This is a genomic window from Gardnerella sp. KA01001 (assembly GCF_049244025.1).
GTDB lineage: Bacteria > Actinomycetota > Actinomycetes > Actinomycetales > Bifidobacteriaceae > Bifidobacterium > Bifidobacterium swidsinskii.
Genome location: NZ_CP058366.1, coordinates 223,295 through 243,828, shown reverse-complemented (window position 1 = coordinate 243,828; position 20,534 = coordinate 223,295). Strand labels below are relative to the sequence as shown.

The window sequence follows — 20,534 nt, the reverse complement described above, 5'->3', positions numbered from 1 at the left end:
GATTTTATGGTTTCAGATAATATGTTTCACGATGTTTCACGCGACGATTTGAAATCCAAAAAAGTTACGAAAACCGTTGCTGCGCTTGCGATTGTAGCTGCATCGTCCGCTATGTTTTCTGCTTGCGGCGAGCCGAGCGCTGTGCCGATGAACGATGAGTTTGCTGGCAATTCTGGTCAAAGCGCGGATGATGGTGGTAATCCTTCTGGAAAGTACGATGCTGGTGCTCAGCAATCTAAATCTTCTGCGCAAAGTGAGGATTCTCAGAACCAGCAGAATCAGCCTAAAACAGACACTGGCAATTACAAAGATGGCGACTATAAAGTCAAAGCTACGTATGGTCCGGTTGCAGAAGACAGTTTTGATGTGCGCTTAAGCGTTGCAAATGGGGATGTTAGCGATGTGCAAATGACGCCTCATCCGTTTACGCCGATTTCAAGAGGCCATATGGATGCATTCTCAAAGGATATCCCTGGAAAAATCGTTGGAAAGCCGTTGAAAGATTTGCATATTTCGGTTGTTGCTGGAGCAAGTTGGACTAGCGATGCCTTCAACAAAGCTCTTGACGTTGCTCGCCAAGAGGCTTCAATTCAATCCGCAAAATAATCTACAACCACCTTAATCTTTGACTTCAAGAATAGTGCCTTCGTCGCGAATCATTGTTGCTGCCATGGCTCCGGTTGCTGCCATAAATGGAATAATAGCATCACTGTATTCGTCCATGAACTGTGCAAAATCATGATTCCAAGAAATAATTGCAACATACAAAAGAAGGAACTCAACTGCTGTAAATAATGCCCACTTAAGAATCCAAATAAGCGTTTTTTTAATAACTTTTATAGAGTCCTTGCTCATGAGTTGCCTTCTTTCCAATTTGCTGTTTTGTTCGTGAGCATTGTAGTTAATTCATGTACATTGCTTCTCGTTCGTATGTATTTTGTATTTCTAGTATAAATATTGCAATTCTTTGCAGCAATATGATGTACTCAAAACTTAATACTCAACGTAATGGTAGATTGCCAATAAGTCTTAAATCTTTACAAATCGCTTTCATCAATAGGGTGACCTTGTGGACGCTTTATTACTCGCCACAAAATCACCAATGTTAAGACGCCATTTGCAATTCCGTAGTAATAAATCCAAGGAACGTGAATAAGCCCACAAATAAAGCATGAAATAATATTTGTTAAATTATTTAGATAATTACTAAGTATTTGCTTATTTTGTGATTCGACTTTTTTGCGTTTTTGCTCAAGAGTTGTTATGTAATCTTTGTTGTTTTCTATATTCTCAACATCACTACTTATGCTGTTAGCGCCTGCGCCGTTAAGATTAGATATATTATTTCCTATATACGCATTTTTTGCTTTAATAACGCTTTTGCGCAAGAAAAAATATGCATAAGAATACAATGCAACAGAAAGAAGTCCTAAAACAAGCCACAAAACGAAAAAGCCAAAGCTACGCATAAAAGCAGCTGTTGAGGCAAGTGCCATCGCAGCTACTTCTGCGGAGTGCAATACTACTAATCGTTTTGTCATATAATCCTGCTGCAATCAATATTGAAAATGAATTTTCAACGCAACTAAAAGCTGCATATTGTTACTTATTATAATCACATTTGACTTACATGCATTACTTGTAATCATTTATTACTACACGATTTGCCCTACTTTGCGCATGCTTATAAAGTAGAATATAAGAAAAGTAGCATAAGATTGCAAGAAAGCCATTATGCAAAAAACGTATGCAATAGTAGATAACGACCCACTAGTTTTAGCGGTTATGCGAAACGTGCTCAGCAAGCTTTTGCCAAGCGAGTACGTGTGCAAATGGTGCGTAAAATCAGGCGTGCAAGCTTTGAAATATTGCCAAGTAACAAAAACGACTCCGGATTATATTTTGATTGATATGTCAATGAAAGACATGTCTGGAGTAGAGGTAATACGCGCAATTCGCGAGAAAAACAATAACATTATTTTAATTGGTATGACTTCGTATGACTGTAGATCCTACGCTTCGTCAGTAGCGCAAGTTGGTGGGCAGGCAATGGTTGCTAAAGACAATTTCAAAGGACTAGCAGAAGCTTTGCAATATTGCGATAATCAGAAGGTGTATGGCTGCCGATGTGTTAGAGATGTTGCTTACGATTTTGCTACTCCGCAAGAATCTTTTATTAGGCTTTCTAAATCAAGGTCGCGTAGCGTTTTGCCGCCTCAAGAACTAAAAATCATGGATCTGCTCTCTAAAGGTTGCACAACAAATCAGATTGCGGCTCAACTTGGTCTTATGCCAAACACTATTAACACGCATATTCATAGGATTTACAAAAAATTGCATGTTTCTAACCGAGTGCAAGCAATATCCGCGTTTGCTGCAATGCAAAATCGTGAGCAAACTAGCAATCTGCAATATTTTAATAATTCGCTTCAGAATCATCCGAATCCTTCTCAAGAAACGGATAACGCATGTTAATGAAAACATTTTCGCGCGTTATTGAGTTGGTTAAAAGCTGGAAAATTCAGCGAACTTTATTCATAATATTGGCGATTCTTGTAGTGTCAATGGATGTGCAATCGTGCAATACAGCTGGGCTGTGGCATAACCCGCAGCAATCTGCGTGTCAATACGTTTGGATGTTTGCAATATTTCTTTTGATTGCTTTTCCGCGTCAAGTATCACTCGTAACTCCGATTTTGTATTGCGTAACGTTAGCAGTACCAGGTGTAAATGCAACTTGCGTGCTTTTTGCGCTGATTGCTAGCATGTTTGTTGCAGGCTTTTATGATTCGTGGAAGTATTTGCTTTGTGCGTACATAGTTTCGCTGAATATTATGTACTTTGCAAAAATTGCGTACATTTCGCTTACTTTTCCTTGTTTTATTCTTATTTCCATGATTTGTGGTTACGTTTTGCGCAAATATTTGAACATGTTGGAAGAAAATAATCGCGCAAAAATGGATATTGTACGGAGTAAGTTCCAGTCTTATATTGCGTCGGTTGCGTTGCAATTGCATGACGATGTGAACAATGAGATTACGGATATTACACTGCTTGCAACGGATGCTTTATATGCTAAGAACAATGAACATACAAAAGAATCGTTAGAGCAGATTATTGAACATTCGCGTAATGCACTTTCCAAAGCGAGACTTGTTATCAGCCTGCTTGAGCAAACTGAACAAAAGTATGATGATTCTTTAGATTCAAATATTGCTAGTACGCAGTTTGTTTATAGTTCTAATAGCAATGATTGCATGAATTTGGCTGATTTCTTATGCAATATTCGTGCGCGTTTACAGGCTGAACGGCAAATTTGTGAGCAGCTTGGGTACTATGGTTCTCTAACAGTGGTTGATAAAAGTTCGGGGAGTGGTGATTTTGCTGCATCTGCAACTGTTAGTACTGAAAAAGCTCAATGTGCTATTCGCATGTGCAGTGAGTTGCTTACTAATATTCGTAAGCATTGCAGTACTAGCGTTGACTTTTCTATGAACGTTACTGTTGATGAGCGAGAATGCAAAATAATGTGTATGAATTCGTTGTCGAATAAGTTTGGTGGAAGACTTGTTTTTGGCAAAGGACTACTATTCCACAAAAAATCCGTGGAACGTTTAGGTGGATCTTTAAACGCGCAAAAAGATGATGATGCATGGTTGGTCAATGTTGTTATTCCGCTAAACTAGTATCAATCAGACTCTCGCTTTATCGTGGTTAATTTACGCTACCTGTCCTCTTCAAGACCAGCAGTGAATTTTTCTGCTAAGATGTGAAAGCCTTCTAAATATTCTTCATAACCATCGGCAATAATCGCATCGTCATGAACTACAAACTTATTATTTTCTAACACTACATACTTGGTAAAGAATTGCTCAAGCTCTGCAGCCAATTTATCAAAATCTTCTTCAGAAAGATTATCGTCATCGTTACTAATATTTGCTGCAGCAGATGGATTCCAATTTTTTACTCCAAAATCTTGACTCATGACATTCCTTCTTCTTAATGTAATCTATGAATATTGCATATTAGCATCTTAGACAGTAACCGAAAAGTTACTGATAAATAAAAACAACCAAATAGGATTAAAATCTACCGTAATATAACTTAGAAAATATGAAATAGAAGATTAGCGAAGTGCTGTGTGCATTTCGCTAATCTTCATGAAATAAATTGTTCAATAACGATTATCAGGTATAAAGGCACGTGCAAAAGCAACAATAAGTGTAAAAACAAATGTTTCAATCCACCTATTTGGAGATGAAATGTAAGCAATTGTATTGCCACTAAATATTGCAAAAATTCCAAGCAAGCCAATAAATGTTAACGGCATATAAGTAGCTTCTCGTTTGATAAGTCGCTTAAAATAAGCCAAGATTTGCTTTTTCATAATGATTTACCTACCACTGGTTGCGACACATTGTCACTGTTGTAACTACTGCAGCTACTGTCTTTGCTAAGCACTTCACCGCATAACTCCTTTACTTAAAACGCTATTTTGCTGCACAAATAAATTGTGCAATGGATCTCAGTGTAATAAAAAAATACTGTCATGTAATCAGCTGTAACTATTTTTAGCGACACAGTAAAATTGGCAATACTTGTAATTGTTATTTTTGGCTCAGTAGAAATTTTATGCTGCAAAAATCAACCCAAACACATACGTTATAGTGGCAGAAATTGCAAAATTAGCAAAAACTGTCACGATAACTGATATGATTGTTTACTTATATTGCAAAACTGTATCCTACAGGATAAAATACTTTTATGGAGATACTTAAAACAGATGAGTATCGCAATTGGATGAAAAAACTTTCGCGGTACTCAATCTAAAGCTCGAATTAACGCGAGGCTGAGATTATGTGAAATTGCAGGTAAGCCAGTAGGTGATTTACATCCAGTTTGCAATGGTATTAGTGAACTGCGTTTCACTTTTGGACCAGGGTATCGTGTGTATTTTGCACAAAAAGGCTTAAAACTAATGCTATTACTTGCTGGTGGAGATAAAAGTAGTCAAAGTAAAGATATTAAGCAAGCGAAGATACTTCTCGCACAATTAATTGAGGAGAAAAAATGGTAAATATAAGTAAATGGGATGCGAGTGAGTATCTTGAGGACGATGATGATGTTATTGCGTATCTCAATGCTGCAGCAGAACTTAACGATCCTCGCTTGTTGCAAGCTGCTATAGGCGATATTGCAAAAGCTCGAGGCATGAAAGAGATTGCTCAAAAAGCTGAGGTTGGAAGGGAAAGCCTTTACAAAAGCCTAAGACGAGATGGCAATCCTAGCTTTCAAACTATTGCGAAAGTTGTTCGAGCGTTAGGTGGACGCATTGCAATAGAACCAGCAAATGCGTGACATACCAAGTTATCGTGGCAGTTTTGCTAATTTTGCAATTTTTGCCACGATAACTCGTATAGCATAGCGACTGTGCAATTAAAGTTATGCGATACAGTCGCGTAATCAGTTAAAAAATATTGCCTGTTCATCAACGATATTGATGAACAGGCAATATTTTCAAGACAACAAAATTTGGAAACTAATCTAAGTTATATTGCTAAATCGTTTACTATTTTGCTACGTCAAGAACTACTAAACGTTGTCCGCCATAAGTTCTGGCATCGAGACAAGTTTGAATAAAGTAAGCAGATTTAGGGAATTGCTCAACGTACTCTTTGAATACTTTTAGCAACTTATCCGAGCTTCCGCCACCCTCAAAGTCTTTATAATCCGCCACTTTGTAATCTTTGCCGTTTAATTTAACTGGCATGCCTTTTTGGAGTTTCTTTAATAAGATGCCTGAACTGTTCAAACGGTCTACAACCATATAATGGCCAGTGTTAACCTGGAACCAGTCGTCTTGAAGAGTCCAGTGATAGAAAGCATCTTTAACGTAAGCCAACTGATCAGGATAAGCGTCCCAAATAACGCGTTTAGTTTCACCTAGGGCTTCCAAAGTCCCTTCTTGTCCCTTTACAAAAGCTTCGGCGATTTTCTCTTTTGAGGTTTTTTTGATTGGTTTTGAATGTTTTTTGGTAGAATGACGGCTTATTTTTGTTGGTACTGGTTTGTTTGCTTCGGAGTTACCGCAGGCTGCTAGCCCCACTAGCGAGCTGAAGAGCACTACAACACAAAGTAATTTTTTATAAGTCATTTTCCCCATAAATGGATTTCTTTCTTCTTGTAGATGCGTCTAACGGATGTTAGTCATCTTTATAAACTTGAACTCCAACTTTAGTGCCTGCTCAGTTCAGTTCAAAAATCTTGGTTTGAACGTGAGTAGGAAGTGATAATCGCTGCCGATTTTTGCATAAACGAATCAACAAGACCAGTTCCTTTTCACATAGTGTACCATAAAGGCTGAGTGACCTGTGTTGCTTTCTGACTTTTTAGCTTTTTATATAGACTCTATTTAGCTGCAATAATTAACCTAACTAAATTAAAATTGGTTAACTAATTAAATTAATTAGTTAACCAATCAGTTAGTTATTCAGTTATTCAGCAAATCAGTTAGTAAATCAACTATTTGATTAGAAATCCCAATCATCGTCGTCGGTTTCAACTGACTTGCCCATAATGTAGCTGGAACCAGAGCCGGAGAAGAAGTCGTGATTTTCGTCGGCTGCAGGAGAAAGAGCAGCGAGAATTTCTGGGCTTACGTGAGTTTCTTCTTCGCTGTACTTAGCAGGGTAGCCAAGGTTCATTAAAGCTTTGTTAGCGTTGTAACGCACGAAGTCAAAAACGTCATCGTGGAAGTCAAATCCTTCATAAATCTGACCAGAATACTCAACTTCCAGATCATACAAAGTGTCGAGCAAGTTCATAGTGAACTTTTCAAGATTCTTCTTATCGTTCTCGCTTCTAAGCTCCAAACCGCGCTGGAACTTGTAGCCCGAATAATAGCCGTGAATTGCCTTATCGCGCAAAATCAAGCGAATCATATCGGCAGTGTTCATCATCTTGCCGCGAGAAGCAAAGTAAAGCGGAAGATAGAATCCCGCGTAAAGAAGCAACGAAGAAAGCATAGTTGCAGCAATCTTGCGCTTAAGCGGATCTTCGCTCTCATACTCGCAAAGCACAGTGGTGACGCGCTGCTGCAAAACGTCGTTGCCAACAGCCCAACGATAAGCTTCGTCAATCTCTTCGCTAGAGCAAAGAGTAGAGAAAATAGAGGAGTAGGAGCGAGCGTGAATCGACTGCATAAAAGCAATATTCGTGTAAATAGCCTGCTCGTGCTCCGTGCGAGCGTGCTCAATCTGGCAAAGCTCGCCAATAGTTGCCTGGCTGGTATCAAGCAAAGTCAAGCCTGTAAAAACGCGAGTAGTGGTCTTGCGCTCAAGATCGGTGAGGGAACGCCAAGAAGGAATATCGTTGCTCAGCGGAACCTTTTCTGGAAGCCAGAAGTTAGCAATAAGGCGATTCCAAACGTCCAAATCCTTGTCGTCAACAATATTATTCCAATTAACTGGGCGTACGCGCGATCCGTGATGGTAGCGGTACTGAGATGGTGTGATAGAAGCTGCCATCATAGCGTCATCTGCGATTACGCGATTTGTGCCGAAAGGCTTATCGAGGCTACTTCTAAGCTCGGTTGGGCTGAGTTCTGTCATTATTACTCCTGATTCTGTGTTTACGTTTTATAAAATTTTTAAGTTTTTGATTTGGCGTGCGAAAAATTCACAGCGTTACGACTTACAGCGTGCAGCTTACGCAACCTTCGATTTCCGTACCTTCCAAAGCCTTCTGGCGAATACGAATGTAGTAAAGAGTCTTAATGCCCTTACGCCATGCGTAAATCTGAGCCTTGTTCAAATCGCGAGTAGTCGTAGTGTCTGGGAAGAACAAAGTAAGCGACAATCCTTGATCCACATGCTGAGTTGCTTCGGCATAAGTGTCAATAATTGCCTTCCAGCCAATCTCATAGGCGTCCTTAAAGTACTGCATATTGTCGTTCGTCATGTATGCAGCAGGGTAGTAGACGCGTCCAACCTTGCCTTCTTTGCGAATCTCAATGCGAGAAGCAATCGGGTGGATTGAACTTGTGGAATGGTTGATGTACGAGATTGAGCCAGTTGGAGGAACAGCTTGCAAATACTCGTTGTAAATGCCATCGCTCAAAATCTCGTCGCGCAACTGCTCCCAATCGCTGACGGTTGGAATCGCAACGTTAAAACGGGCAAACAAATCGCGAACTTTTTGAGTTTTAGGCTCAAGCGAGCGGCTGCCATCTGTGTACTTATCGAAGTAGTTGCCTTTTCCTGCAGGCTTAGCGTAAGCGCTCGTCTTAAAGTTTGCAAAAGCGTGGCCGCGCTCTACAGCCAAAGCGTGAGAAGCCTTATAAGCGTGGTAAGCAACCGTCATAAAGTACATGTCTGTAAAGTCAAGAGCTTCCTCGCTTCCGTACTGCATGTGTTCACGCGCAAGGAAACCGTGCAAATTCATTTGACCCAAGCCAATAGCGTGACCTTCCGCGTTACCGCGACGAATCGAAGGCACAGAATCAATAGAAGTATGCTCCGAAACAGAAGTGAGCGCACGCACAGCCAAATCAACGCTTGTGCCCAAGTCGCCATCCATTGCCTTAGCGATATTAAGAGAGCCAAGATTGCAAGAAATATCGCGACCAACGTGGCTATAAGACAAGTCGGCGTTATAAGTGCTTGCTTCCTGAGTTTGCAAAATCTCAGAGCACAAGTTGCTCATAGTAATGCGACCCTCAATAGGATTCGTGCGATTCACAGTATCCTCAAACAAAATGTAAGGATAGCCAGACTCGAACTGAATTTCTGCAATCGTCATAAAGAATTCGCGAGCGTCGATGTACTTCTTGTGAATACGAGGATTTGCAACCATCTCATCGTAATGCTCGGTAACAGAAATATCTGCAAAAGGCTTGCCATATTCGCGCTCAACATCGTAAGGACTAAACAAAGCCATCTTTTCCTTACGCTTAGCAAGCTCGAAAGTAATATCTGGAATCACAACACCCAAAGAAAGCGACTTAATGCGAATCTTCTCGTCTGCGTTCTCGCGCTTAGTATCGAGGAAACGCATAATATCTGGGTGATGCGCGCTAATATACACTGCACCTGCACCCTGTCGAGCGCCAAGCTGATTAGCGTAAGAGAATGAATCTTCCAAAAGCTTCATAACAGGCACAACGCCACTCGACTGATTCTCGATTCGCTTAATAGGAGCGCCAAGTTCGCGCAAATTCGTAAGAAGCAGAGCCACGCCGCCGCCACGCTTAGAAAGCTGCAAAGCAGAATTAATTCCGCGCGCAATAGACTCCATGTTATCTTCCAAACGCACGAGGAAGCAGCTCACAGCTTCGCCGCGCTGAGCTTTACCAAGATTCAAGAACGTTGGGGTGGCTGGCTGGAAGCGGCCTGCAAGCATTTCGTCTAAGTAGTTGGTCGCTGCTTTTTTGTCACCATCTGCAAGTTCCAATGCAACAGCAGCTGCGCGCTGAGCGAAGTTTTCCAAATACTGCTTGCCGTCGAAAGTCTTCAAGGCGTAAGAAGTGTAGAACTTAAAAGCACCCAAGAATGTGCCAAAAGTGTGGTGAGCGGCTTGCGCATGCTCGTAGAACTTATCGAGGAACTCGTCGCTATATTTGTGGAAAACGTTGCCGTTGTAGTAGTAATTGTTAATCAAATAAGTCAAGCGCTCGCGAGTGGAAGCAAACTTCATGCTATGTTCTTGCACGTAACCCGAAACGTAAAGCTTTTCTGCTTCTTGATCTTTATCAAACTGAATGCCTTTTTCTGGGTCAAAAAGACCGAGCATAGCGTTAAGAACGTGGTAGTCGCGGCTGTTGCGGATGCGCTCTGCTGTTGTACTGGCAGTTGCGCTTGCAGAATCAGTGTGATCAAGATTAAGCGAAGTAGATTCGCTCATCGGATCCGTGCTATTCATGGGGTTTGTTCCTTTCTTCATGCGTTATTTTTGCTTTTTTAAACGCTTTTTGTTTTGTTTCTTTTACTTATTTCGTTTGTTTTGTTTATTTTGTTTCTTCTGTTTCTTTGAGTTGTTTTAAAAATCTCGGTATGCCCTGCGCTACTTTTTCTATATCTTCTGCAGTTCCCGTAAGTTCAAACGAGTACATATTTGGGATTCCACACTTTCCTGCAATTTGATCACCTGCAGCGCAATATGCTTCTCCAAAATTCGTATTTCCGGAAGAAATTACTCCGCGAATAAACGAACGATTTTCGCGATTATTTAAGAATTTGCGAACTTGCATCGGTATTGCTTTCGCAATATTTCCACCGCCGTAAGTTGGAACAATCAAAACGTACGGTTCGCGCACGTTTAATTCCGGCTCTTTAGGACGAAGCGGTATGCGATATACGTTCACGTTATTGCTTGGAAAATCGCAATTTTGCACAAATCTTAACGTGTTTTCCGAAACTGAGGAAAAGTAGACTACAGCTCCGATTGATTCGCCTTGTGCGCTAGATTCTGGTTCGCTTTGTTGTGTTATATTTTCTTGCTCACACATTTCTTATGCTTCTTTTGCTGTCTCTGCGGAAGTTCCGAGTTTATCCGCAATTTGCGCAATTAAATCTGGACGGTACCCACTCCAGGATGCGTCGGGAGCAATGACTACTGGAGCTTGACGGTATCCTGCATTTTTTAACTGTTCGAGTGATTCGGGGCTTTTTGACAAGTCTACAGTTTCGAAGTTCACGCCAAGTTTTGTGAACTGTCGCTTAGTTGCATCACACTGTGGGCAATGAGGTTTAGTAAACACTGTGATAGTCATTTCAATCTCCTCTGGTGATGGGGAATTTTGCAATTCCGTGTTGTATCGACAAAAGCCAAGTAGTTAGCTTACTCTGAATAAGCACTATTTATAGTGGTGTGTCGACCGTGTAAACACTATATATAGTTATTATTAAAATAGCTAAAAATAGCGTGTTTGTAAGCGTGTCGTGTTTTATGAAGTAAATATGAGCTTAGTTTTAACGATTAAAAATGTAATTTATTTCACAAAATTTATATTTAAAACTACTTAACTTGCACATTGTTAAGCCTTGTGCATATCCGCCTATAAAATTATTAAGTGCGTTTCTTGAAGGGGCGTAACGCAAAATAAAAAATTGTGTATTTTGTAGATAATGCAGATTGCTTGGGTGCGCAAAGCATGCGTGCAAATAACAAAACAAGTACAAGATAAGAGGTGTCATTATGACTCAAGCTCAGGCAAATATTGGTGTTGTTGGTTTGGCTGCCATGGGTTCGAATTTAGCGCGTAATCTTGCGCATCATGGAAATACAGTAGCTGTTTACAATCGTCATTATTCGCGCACTGAAACTTTAATGAATGAGCATGGCAGTGAAGGTGCTTTTGTGCCTTCAAAAACTGTTGAAGAATTTGTGGCTTCTCTCAAGCGTCCGCGCACCGCAATCATTATGGTAAAAGCTGGTGCTCCTACGGATGCTGTTATTGAAGAACTTGCAAATGCTATGGAGCCTGGAGATATTATCGTCGACGGCGGAAACTCTTATTTTGAAGATACGATTCGCAGAGAGCGTGACATTCGCGCGCGTGGTCTTCATTACGTTGGTTGCGGTGTTTCTGGTGGCGAAGAAGGTGCTTTGCGTGGTCCTTCGATGATGCCTGGTGGCACTGAGGAATCTTGGAAGACTCTTGGTCCTATTTTGAAGTCTATTGCTGCTGTTGCTGAAGGTGAGCCTTGCGTAACGCATATTGGTACCGATGGTGCTGGTCATTTTGTGAAGATGGTTCACAATGGCATCGAGTACTCGGATATGCAGCTTATTGCCGAAAGCTACGATTTAATGCTTCGCGGTTTGGGTATGAAGTCCGACGAAATCGCGGATGTGTTTAGCGAGTGGAATAAGGGCGAGCTTGATTCTTATTTGATTGAGATTACTGCGGATGTGCTTCGCCAGAAGGATGCTAAGACTGGTAAGCCTTTGGTTGAGATGATGGTGGATCATGCTGGCATGAAGGGCACTGGTACTTGGACTGTACAATCTGCGCTTTCGCTTGGCATACCAGTTACGGGTATCGCTGAAGCCGTGTTTGCTCGCGGACTTTCCAGTCAGGTTGCTTTGCGAGAAGCTGCCGAAAGTCAAGGTTTGACTGGTCCGGATGTGCATTTTGATTTGAATGATGCTGAGCGTAAGGCGTTTATTGAGGATATTCGTCAAGCTTTGTACGCTTCTAAGATTGTTTCTTATGCTCAGGGCTTCGATGAGATTGCGGCTGCTGCAATTGAGCATGATTGGAAGATTGATCAGGCTGCAGTTGCTCGCATTTGGCGAGGCGGCTGCATTATTCGCGCTCAGTTCTTGAACCGCGTTTCCGAGGCTTTTGAGTCCGGTGAAGCAAGCGTTTCTTTGCTTTTTGCACCGTACTTTAAGGCTGCTATTGAGAAGTCTCAGGCTGCTTGGCGTCGTGTTATTGCGCGTGCGGTGGAGCATGGTGTGCCTGTGCCAGCATTCTCTAGCTTGCTTGCATACTACGATGGTTTGCGTTCTAAGCGTTTGCCGGCTTCGCTTATTCAGGCTCAGCGTGATTTCTTCGGTGCTCATACTTACGGTCGTATTGACGAGCCAGGCGTATTCCACACTTTGTGGGCAGATCCTAATCGCCCAGAAGTAAAGCAAGATTAGTGCATGTAAAAGTGTATATATAAAATTTAAAATGTCAATTATGTAAAAAGCGTCACATGCGTTGTTATTCTGCATGCGACGCTTTCTTTTTACAATACAGAAGCCATGTAGTACGGTAGGTAAAGCAGTTTGCCTTCGCGCTTAATTTCTCCGTGGTGAAGCACGATTCCTTCGCTGCTGGTTTTACTAAAAGCTTCCATAAAGTTTGTAATTGACTTTACATTTTTACTGCTGCCAGATTTTACTTCTATCGGAATAATCTTGTTATTTTTTCTTAAGAGAAAATCTATTTCCATTACTGTCTTTTTGGTATTGGTATTTGTTTTTTTGTAAAAATACGCGTTGTGTCCATTTGCTTTTAGGCACTGTGAGACAATATTTTCTATTATCATTCCTTCATTAATGTGTAATTTGTCTAGCAGAATTGCCTTATAAAGTTCGTTTTCTAGGTAAGGCTTATCTTTGTATGCTAACGAAGTTAAGAGTCCTGTATCCATCATGTAGCATTTGAAAGAAGGATTGATAGTAGATAGATTCAAAGCTACACTCGGATCTTCAACGCTGTTTGCAATGTTTACTATCATCGCTTCTTCAAGCCAGCGTATTGGATCCCTATACTCTTTAATGCGCGCGTTGGAATCTACGTGAGATAGCATGTAACGTTTGTCATGTTTGGAAAGCTCTGCTGGAATTCTATCGAAAAAATTAGTTACGTAACTAGGGTTTTCTTCTTCCTGGTCTTGCATATCTTGCTTATAAAGATTGATTATTTGTTGTTTAGCAAAGTCAACCTTCGCAAAATCTTTTGTATCAACATATGCTTGAACAGCTTGTGGCATTCCTCCAACCAACATGTACTCTCTAAAAGACTTCATTATGCTCTGGTGCATACTGCCCATAGGTTTAAGTGATTCAAAGTGATCTTTAATAGTAGGGAAAATCATGTTGTTATTGTTCGCTAATAAATACTCTTCATAGTCAAGTGGAAGTACTTCTAGCGTGTACTCTTCTGAGGGTATGAGAATATCCTTGCTTTTCTTTGTAATAGAAGCAAGTGAGCCTGTTTCAATGTAATCATAGCGAGCGTCTTCAAGCAGAGTTTTTATTGCTTGCCGAGCTTGCGGAAATAGTTGTATTTCGTCAAGTATTATAAGAGATTCTCGCTTATAAAGTCTGGTATTATAAGCTAACTGTATTGTGTTAAATAGAGTATCTAAATCTCTTAGACTGTTTATAAAAAGTTGCTTAATGTCTTCTTCGGTTTGATCGAAACGAATAAGAATATAAGACTTATACTCTTCTTTGCCAAGTTTTTCAGCTAATGTTGTTTTGCCAACTCGTCTTGCTCCTTTAAGAAAAAGCGCATAATTTGGCGCATATTCATGCTTCCATTTCAGCATTTCTTTGTATATTTTTCTATCAAACATGCGATTTTTGTGCTCTTTCTTTTATTACAAATTTGTGCTTGATTTGTTCAAGTGTTGCCGAGTGCGGTTTTCCTTGTAATTTCAACGGTTTTATAAAGATTTTCCCAAATGCGACATATTTTGTCAAGCAGATTTTCCCAAATGCGCCATGTTTTTAGGGGTCGATTTTCCCAAATGCGCCATGTTTTGAACACGCTATTTTCGCATTTGCGCCAATTTGTGTAGCGCATTTAATCTTTGACTTGCTGAATATTATGCATATTGCTAGAAAACTATGCAGTTATTCAATAGCAGCTTGCAAAGTTTCTGCGGTGGTTAGCCAAGAGATTTCGTCTGTTCCGTTTGCAAAAGACGCAGGATATTCAGGATTATTAGCTCCCGAAAGTGAATTCATTAAAGCAGCGCCCTTTTCTGCTCCGGCAGTCAAAAACCAAGTGCAGTGACTGTGAGCTAATACAGGAACAGTAAGAGTTAAGCGCATAGGCGGCAACTTAGGGGAGTGATTTACTCCAACAACAATGCGATCGCGATTATTAACCTGCGGTAATCCTGGGAAAAGTGAAGCCATATGCGCATCCGGCCCCATACCGAGAATTGCTAAATCAAACACTGGCTCTTTGCCAAGTATGCTCACAATTTCTTCCTCATAGTCGCGCGCTGCAGCATCTAAAATAGCGTCATTTTCAGCGTCGCTGGCTGCTGCAATTTCCTCCGCATTACGCTCATCTGCAGGCATTTCGTGAATATGAGATTCTGCCAAAGCTTTGTTAGAAGTAAGTAAGTTAAGAAACATTTCGCGAGCCTTGCGTGCATTGCGATCCTCGCTATCATAAGCTACGAAACGCTCATCTGCCCACCAAATATGCACTAAATTCCAATTAATTGCTGGTAAAAGTGGATTGCTAGCAAGCATTTGGAACATGCGTATTGAATCTGTGCCACCAGTAAGAAGTAAATGGAATGGTTTATTGAGATTTTGCACATCATTCTGTGATTCCATAATAAGAGTCACCAAGCGTTGGGCTGCAACAGCTGCAAGCACATCGCGATTATCGTATCCGTAAATACTTGCGTTATGCGCAAAAGTAACTTCATTATTTGTCATAGTTGTTCCTTTTATGCCATTGAAAATGTTTCACGAATTGTTTCACGTAATGATTCACGCATTTTCTGCAGGATTATCTCGCACCAACTGCGCGTAAATTTCGTCAGGATCAATGCGTCGCAATTCTTCGCTTAAGCAATCATCCAGAGTGCGAATAGGAAGCGCAATAGGTTGTGCAGCCTGTCCAGGCAGACTAATCAAAGCTTGATCTCCGCCAGCAGGGCGAGTGAGTGACAATGTGCCATCCTCGCGTTCTAAAGTTACGGAAGTAATAGCTTGAGCTTCAGGATTTTCAACTATTTCTACAGGAACATGCAAGCTACTCTTAAGCCAAGCTGCCAGTAAGTGCAAAGATACGTAATGAGTAGGACCCACAATCTTCGCGCTAAGAATAGGCAAATGTGGAGGTTGATCGAGCATAGAAGCAAGTAACGCGCGCCAAGGAGTTAAACGCGTCCAAGACAAATCTGCATCTTGCGGAGACCAGTTTTTGCGCAAGTTTTGCACAGTTTTAAGAGTATCGTCTGCTCGCTGTGCGTCAGTAATTCTGCTACTTGCCATAGCTCCAAGCAAATCGTGAGCAGGATCTTCAGGAGCGTTTGTTGGCCACCATGCAACAATCGGCGCATCTGGCACGAGTAGTGGAATAACAAGCGTATCCGGATGACGAACTAAACCGTTGTGCGGATACAAAATAATAATTTCACCAGCTCCAGCATCTGCGCCAAAACGCACTTGAGCATCAAGATTTGGCACAACTTCACCGCGCTCAGCAGCGTGTTCGCTAGACCAATCTCGAACCATTGCAATAACTCGGCAAGGATGCTCGCGACTAGCTGCGTTTGCTGCATCAAGTGCATGCTCTAATTCTTTAAGAGTTGTATCAATAAGCAAAGTGAGCACTCGACCAGTAGCGGATTCGCCGCGCTCTTCGTGCAATTCGTCGATTTTTGCTGCAATTTTGCTTGTATTGGTATCAGGAAGGTTGATAATCATGGCAATCTCCAATGGCGATTATCTCGAGCAAGCATAGCATCAGCTTCTGCTGGACCCCACGTTCCAGCGCGATACGGTTGCGGTTGTGTGCCAAGCGAACTCCAGAATTCCTCAATAGGGTCAAGAATTTTCCAACTTAAATCTACTTCTTGCGTAGTTGGGAATAGCGGTGGTTCGCCAAGAAGTACGTCAAGAATTAATCGCTCGTAAGCTTCAGGGGAACTTTCAGTAAAAGAGCGTCCGTAACTAAAGTCCATAGAAACGTCTCGAACTTCCATAGCTGTGCCGCCAGGAACTTTTGCGCCGAAACGCATAGTAACGCCCTCATCCGGCTGAACTCGAATCACAATAGCGTTACTGCCAAGTTCGCGCACAGCAGTAGACTCAAACGGCAAATGCGGAGCGCGCTTAAAAATAACAGCAATTTCCGTAACGCGCTTGCCTAAACGTTTTCCGGTTCGCAAGTAGAACGGAACTCCAGCCCAACGGCGAGTATCAACGTCAAGTCGCACTGCAGCGTACGTTTCAGTAGTGCTTTGAGGATCAATGCCTTGTTCTTCCAAGTATCCAACAGCTTTGTAAGAGCCCTGCCATCCTGCTGCATACTGTCCTCGAGCAGTGTTGGCAGCCAAGTCTTGAGGTAGTCGGATTGCAGATAATACTTTTGTTTTTTCAGCAGTCAAATCGCTAGCGCGGAAGCTTACAGGCTCTTCCATAGCAGTAAGAGCCATAAGTTGAAGCAAATGGTTCTGAATCACGTCACGAGCAGCACCGATTCCGTCGTAGTATCCGGCTCTTCCGCCAATGCCAATATCTTCAGCCATCGTAATTTGCACGTGATCGACGTAATTTGCGTTCCAGATCGGCTCGTACATTGCGTTAGCAAAGCGGAAAGCCAGCAAGTTTTGCACAGTTTCCTTGCCTAAATAATGGTCAATTCGGAATACAGAATTAGGATCAAAAACTTCAGAAACGACGCGATCCAATTCTCGTGCGCTTGCTAAATCGTGGCCAAAAGGTTTTTCAATAATTACGCGTCGCCAAGCATGCTCAGAAGAGTGCGAAAGACCTGATGCTGCAAGCTGTTGGGCAACAACTGGGAAGCTGGAAGGCGGAATAGACATGTAAAAAGCGTGATTTCCGCGAGTACCTCTGTCTCGATCAAGTTCGTTCACTGTTTTGCTTAAACGCTCAAACGCGGACGCATCGTCAAAGGTGCCGCGTACGAAACGTATGCCTTTAGCGAGATTAATCCAAGTTGACTCACGAAATGGCGTTCTGCAATGCTGCTCAATATTTTCGCGCACAAAGTTTACGAAATGTTCATCCGTCCAATCGCGTCTCGCAAAACCAGTTAAACCAAATCCTGGAGGCAAAAGCCCGCGATTAGCTAAATCATATACTGCTGGCATAAGTTTTTTGCGTGCTAAATCGCCAGTAATGCCAAAAATTACTAGGCTGCACGGACCCGCAATGCGAGCTAAACGCAAATCACGCGGATCGCGCAAAGGATTCGTCCAAGTAGATACGCTTTCCCCAGCGTCTTGCGAATCACGTAGTGTCCTCAACTCAGTCATAGATACTATCGTAATATTTCGTAGCTATTTTCACCACGCAAAACGCAATTTATTATGCTTAATAACAGTATTAAAAAGTTTTAGCGCGTTATAACTCTAATTTTCAGCCGCCGCATACAGCTAAACGAATCATCTTCGCGTATTGTGGACCGCCGATTGGAGTTAAGTGAACTCCATCGTCAGTCAAATATTCCGAGTGACCATTACTCAAACCATGCCAGTCTATAATGCCAACATTATGATGAGTTGCTGCGAACTTGCGTAAGCTATCGTTCGTTGCATCCTGCCAAGGTTGCGGAACTCGTGTGGTAACGAAATAAACAGGTCTACCTTTTGCGACATCAACCATGTGTTGAAGCACGCTATCGTCATGAGGAGGACCGTTGGTTCCAAGAGCGAAAATCACCACATCTCCAGCGTGTTTTACCGAAATATCTTTCTCGTATTCATCAGCTCCGTGGAAAATTTGTCTACTCACTTTTCCATCTATATAAGCGTTAGGCATAACTTGCATCAAATATGGTTTAGCGCCTTCAGTAATAGAATCTCCAACCATAGTCAAGTTTACGGAACAAGTATTGCGTCGTTTGTCGATCCGCGTATGAGTAGTAACAAGATTTCGTGGAACTTTTTCCGCAATAGGGAAGAGAATGCGATACTTCGATGGTGTAGGTGGAAGAGACTGTTTTACTACATTCTTTTGCACACCTTTTGGAACTGCTTTTTCTTTTGTTTCTTGCTTAGAATTAGTTTTGTCAAAAGCAGTAGGTTTTTTATTTGACGATGAAGATTGCTCTACTTGTGCTGTCAATTCTGGGCGAAGCTGCATTGACCTATGCTTAGCTATATCTTGCCAATTTACTGGCAAGATAATTAACGACACAATAATTATGCAGCACAAAGTTAGTGAGACAGAGCGAATAAGCTTAAATAATTGTTGATCTTGTATTGGCTTTTCAAATAATTGATACAAGCATTCTGCAAGTGCAACTATTACTAGTGCTTGCAAGACTTGCTCTCCTGTAGATACAGCAGTTGTTCTATTTGCTGGGTTGAATAATTCAAGAACAGGGAAGTGAACTAAATAAATTGCAAAAGAGCGTCTGCCGATATAAGCGAGCGGAGCCCATGCAAATATTCTCGAGCAAATATTATCAGTTTGCGTGCACGACCACAGTATTAGTGTGCAAGCGGCTGCTGTTATTGTGTATCCGCCAAAAACAAATACTGAAGATGTGCCTTCTGCATACACGAAGCAGTAGCACAACACAATTGTTGCCAACAGTCCAATGCAAGATCTCTGCCATGCATGGAGTGGATTATAAAAAACAGTTTTTGGCTTATTGAATGCGTTATTTGGAAGTTCTTGTATATCTGGAGCTACGCTATTATCTGATAAATCAATTTGTAATCCTTCGCGCAAGTCAGCAGGTATTCCATCTTCAGCAAATACTTTTTCGTTATTTGCGTAGGCTTTATCTGATTTTTTCGTTAGTGCTGAATTATCTACACTACTATCTGCATTACTATCTAACTTAACTGATGAAGCTAAGCTGACCGATATGTTCTTTTTGCCCATCAGCAAATGTAATGCATGAATAAGCCACGCGTGGAATGAATGTTTGGCAAACCAAGCACCGTACATTGCTAGCATTGCACCCATTAAGAATTCTGATGCTCTCGTATCTAGAGAATAGTAGACGCGAGCTGGAGTTGTGTAATTGTTAAATAAGTAGGCAAAAGTAAAAGTAAGAATAGAAGAAAGTATGGCTAAGCCTGCTGTGATATACATGCGTATTAGCTTGCTACGCACGAATTTAATAAGTGCAGCAAGGATAATAGGCCATATAACAAAAGCCTGCATTAAAAGTCCGAGATACCAAAGATGTTTGATAGGAGAAGGTAGTCCGGACTGTTCAAAATATGAAAGCTTACGAGCAACATACATTATATTGCTAAAGAATCCGGAGCCTGAAAGAGCATCCGCTTGTAACTTTGGTAGTAGACTTGGCGAAAAAAGCCACATAATTGGTGCTGTTATAGCGATAATTCCAAGTGTTGGCGGCCAAATTCTTTTTACGCGCTTTAGTAAATACTCCCAGTAATGCCTGATTCCTTGAGTATTTTTATTATTATCTTCGATATTTTTTGCATTTTTTGCGTTTTCATCTGCGTTTAAATAGCGCAGAACTGATCTCGTGCAAAAATATCCTGCCAATACCAAAAACAGTGTTACTCCAAGGAATCCTCCCATAAGAAGGCTTGGACGCATATGAAAGCATACAATACCAATAATTGCTAGAGCTCTTAAACCGTCTATTGCTTTATTTCGCTTCGAAACAGTATTTGTAGGTAAAGTAGATGATTGTTTATTTTCAGCTTTTGCGCTATTAATAGTTTTTTCTACGGTATTATTTGAGTTTGTTGAAAGATTAGTTGAGGTCGTTTTACTAGCATTTTTTTCTGCAGGAACCTTCTTTGTTTTGAAGGATTGACCTGCTTGTGAAGCAGTGGAAGTGTTCACGCATCTCTTTTTTGTCATCTTGCCTACGCTTCGGTAACCATACTGGTATGTATGCAACATATCGTGTGTAAAACGTAGCAATAGTAACTGTGCATTGAGACACTTTTATAGCTTAAAGCGTGTCTTGTTGCTATGCCTAGGATGTGCTAGAAATAGGTGATTTTATGCTACTTCTGTAAGTGATACAAAACGTTTATTATTTAACGAAATTTGTTAACAAAATTTTGTTTTATATGCTCTATTGCTGTCGTTCGTCG

The 20,534-nt window shown here is 41.3% G+C and carries 20 protein-coding genes; 6 read left to right on the top strand and 14 right to left on the bottom strand.

The genetic code is table 11. The features are described from left to right. Positions 1-6: 6 nt before the first annotated feature. On the top strand, positions 7-606 hold the full coding sequence (locus HXT59_RS01155; protein WP_012913772.1) for an FMN-binding protein: 600 nt from the start codon (positions 7-9) through the stop codon (positions 604-606). A gap of 12 nt (positions 607-618) precedes the next feature. Here HXT59_RS01155 and HXT59_RS01150 read toward each other — a convergent pair whose 3' ends face one another. Both HXT59_RS01150 and HXT59_RS01145 read right to left on the bottom strand, forming a co-directional pair. Next, positions 619-855: a hypothetical protein gene (locus HXT59_RS01150; protein ID WP_004109891.1), complete on the bottom strand. Its 237-nt coding sequence runs from the start codon at positions 853-855 to the stop codon at positions 619-621. A 182-nt stretch (positions 856-1,037) separates the two neighbouring features. Next, a complete protein-coding gene (locus HXT59_RS01145; protein WP_012913773.1) occupies positions 1,038-1,541 on the bottom strand; it encodes a hypothetical protein in 504 nt (167 codons plus the stop codon). Positions 1,542-1,734: 193 nt separating this feature from the next. On the opposite strand from HXT59_RS01145, the gene HXT59_RS01140 reads away from it, so the two are divergent. Together HXT59_RS01140 and HXT59_RS01135 are read left to right on the top strand one after the other, a co-directional pair. After that, the gene (locus tag HXT59_RS01140; protein ID WP_012913774.1) at positions 1,735-2,475 is read left to right on the top strand and encodes a response regulator transcription factor; all 741 of its coding nucleotides are present in this window, start codon (positions 1,735-1,737) and stop codon (positions 2,473-2,475) included. After that, positions 2,469-3,686 carry a histidine kinase dimerization/phosphoacceptor domain-containing protein gene (locus tag HXT59_RS01135; RefSeq protein ID WP_012913775.1) on the top strand — a complete coding sequence of 406 codons (1,218 nt, stop codon included), beginning with the start codon at positions 2,469-2,471 and terminating at the stop codon, positions 3,684-3,686. The genes HXT59_RS01140 and HXT59_RS01135 overlap by 7 nt, the downstream gene beginning before the upstream one ends. A gap of 38 nt (positions 3,687-3,724) precedes the next feature. Here HXT59_RS01135 and HXT59_RS01130 read toward each other — a convergent pair whose 3' ends face one another. Continuing rightward, complete coding sequence (locus tag HXT59_RS01130; RefSeq protein ID WP_012913776.1) at positions 3,725-3,985, bottom strand: hypothetical protein; 261 nt, start codon at positions 3,983-3,985, stop codon at positions 3,725-3,727. 189 nt (positions 3,986-4,174) lie between these two features. Continuing rightward, positions 4,175-4,387 carry a hypothetical protein gene (locus HXT59_RS01125; RefSeq protein WP_004109881.1) on the bottom strand — a complete coding sequence of 71 codons (213 nt, stop codon included), beginning with the start codon at positions 4,385-4,387 and terminating at the stop codon, positions 4,175-4,177. Between the two features lie 450 nt (positions 4,388-4,837). Here HXT59_RS01125 and HXT59_RS01120 point away from each other — a divergent pair, with 450 nt between their 5' ends. Both HXT59_RS01120 and HXT59_RS01115 read left to right on the top strand, forming a co-directional pair. Next, positions 4,838-5,077, top strand: a complete 240-nt coding sequence (locus HXT59_RS01120) for a type II toxin-antitoxin system RelE/ParE family toxin (protein WP_219705551.1) — start codon at positions 4,838-4,840, stop codon at positions 5,075-5,077. Then, the gene (locus HXT59_RS01115; RefSeq protein WP_012913778.1) at positions 5,071-5,358 is read left to right on the top strand and encodes an addiction module antidote protein; all 288 of its coding nucleotides are present in this window, start codon (positions 5,071-5,073) and stop codon (positions 5,356-5,358) included. Before HXT59_RS01120 ends, HXT59_RS01115 begins: the two co-directional genes overlap by 7 nt. Positions 5,359-5,569: 211 nt before the next feature. Here HXT59_RS01115 and HXT59_RS01110 read toward each other — a convergent pair whose 3' ends face one another. From HXT59_RS01110 to nrdH, 5 genes are all read right to left on the bottom strand, one after another. Continuing rightward, a complete protein-coding gene (locus HXT59_RS01110) occupies positions 5,570-6,163 on the bottom strand; it encodes a hypothetical protein (RefSeq protein WP_421783930.1) in 594 nt (197 codons plus the stop codon). Positions 6,164-6,530: 367 nt separating this feature from the next. Further along, entirely contained in the window at positions 6,531-7,610 is a 1,080-nt protein-coding gene (nrdF, locus tag HXT59_RS01105) for a class 1b ribonucleoside-diphosphate reductase subunit beta (protein ID WP_012913780.1), read from the bottom strand. Between the two features lie 82 nt (positions 7,611-7,692). Then, positions 7,693-9,918, bottom strand: a complete 2,226-nt coding sequence (gene nrdE / locus HXT59_RS01100; protein ID WP_421783928.1) for a class 1b ribonucleoside-diphosphate reductase subunit alpha — start codon at positions 9,916-9,918, stop codon at positions 7,693-7,695. Between the two features lie 85 nt (positions 9,919-10,003). After that, positions 10,004-10,504 (bottom strand): class Ib ribonucleoside-diphosphate reductase assembly flavoprotein NrdI, encoded by a 501-nt coding sequence (gene nrdI, locus HXT59_RS01095; RefSeq protein WP_004109846.1) that lies wholly within the window; start codon positions 10,502-10,504, stop codon positions 10,004-10,006. Positions 10,505-10,507: 3 nt separating this feature from the next. Beyond that, a complete protein-coding gene (gene nrdH / locus HXT59_RS01090; protein WP_033888558.1) occupies positions 10,508-10,768 on the bottom strand; it encodes a glutaredoxin-like protein NrdH in 261 nt (86 codons plus the stop codon). A 425-nt stretch (positions 10,769-11,193) separates the two neighbouring features. Between nrdH and gndA the strand changes: the two genes are divergently transcribed. Continuing rightward, a complete protein-coding gene (gene gndA, locus HXT59_RS01085; protein WP_004109841.1) occupies positions 11,194-12,648 on the top strand; it encodes an NADP-dependent phosphogluconate dehydrogenase in 1,455 nt (484 codons plus the stop codon). Positions 12,649-12,737: 89 nt separating this feature from the next. Here gndA and HXT59_RS01080 read toward each other — a convergent pair whose 3' ends face one another. The 5 genes from HXT59_RS01080 to HXT59_RS01060 all read right to left on the bottom strand — a co-directional run bounded on the left by HXT59_RS01080 (position 12,738) and on the right by HXT59_RS01060 (position 20,277). Then, positions 12,738-14,075 (bottom strand): ATP-binding protein, encoded by a 1,338-nt coding sequence (locus tag HXT59_RS01080; RefSeq protein WP_004109838.1) that lies wholly within the window; start codon positions 14,073-14,075, stop codon positions 12,738-12,740. Positions 14,076-14,355: 280 nt separating this feature from the next. Beyond that, a complete protein-coding gene (gene pgl, locus HXT59_RS01075) occupies positions 14,356-15,180 on the bottom strand; it encodes a 6-phosphogluconolactonase (RefSeq protein WP_004109833.1) in 825 nt (274 codons plus the stop codon). A 54-nt stretch (positions 15,181-15,234) separates the two neighbouring features. Further along, positions 15,235-16,176: a glucose-6-phosphate dehydrogenase assembly protein OpcA gene (locus HXT59_RS01070; RefSeq protein ID WP_004109831.1), complete on the bottom strand. Its 942-nt coding sequence runs from the start codon at positions 16,174-16,176 to the stop codon at positions 15,235-15,237. Further along, positions 16,173-17,753 (bottom strand): glucose-6-phosphate dehydrogenase, encoded by a 1,581-nt coding sequence (gene zwf / locus HXT59_RS01065; protein ID WP_012913784.1) that lies wholly within the window; start codon positions 17,751-17,753, stop codon positions 16,173-16,175. The genes HXT59_RS01070 and zwf overlap by 4 nt, the downstream gene beginning before the upstream one ends. Positions 17,754-17,856: 103 nt before the next feature. Then, positions 17,857-20,277 carry an acyltransferase family protein gene (locus HXT59_RS01060; protein WP_012913785.1) on the bottom strand — a complete coding sequence of 807 codons (2,421 nt, stop codon included), beginning with the start codon at positions 20,275-20,277 and terminating at the stop codon, positions 17,857-17,859. Between the last annotated feature and the right edge of the window lie 257 nt (positions 20,278-20,534).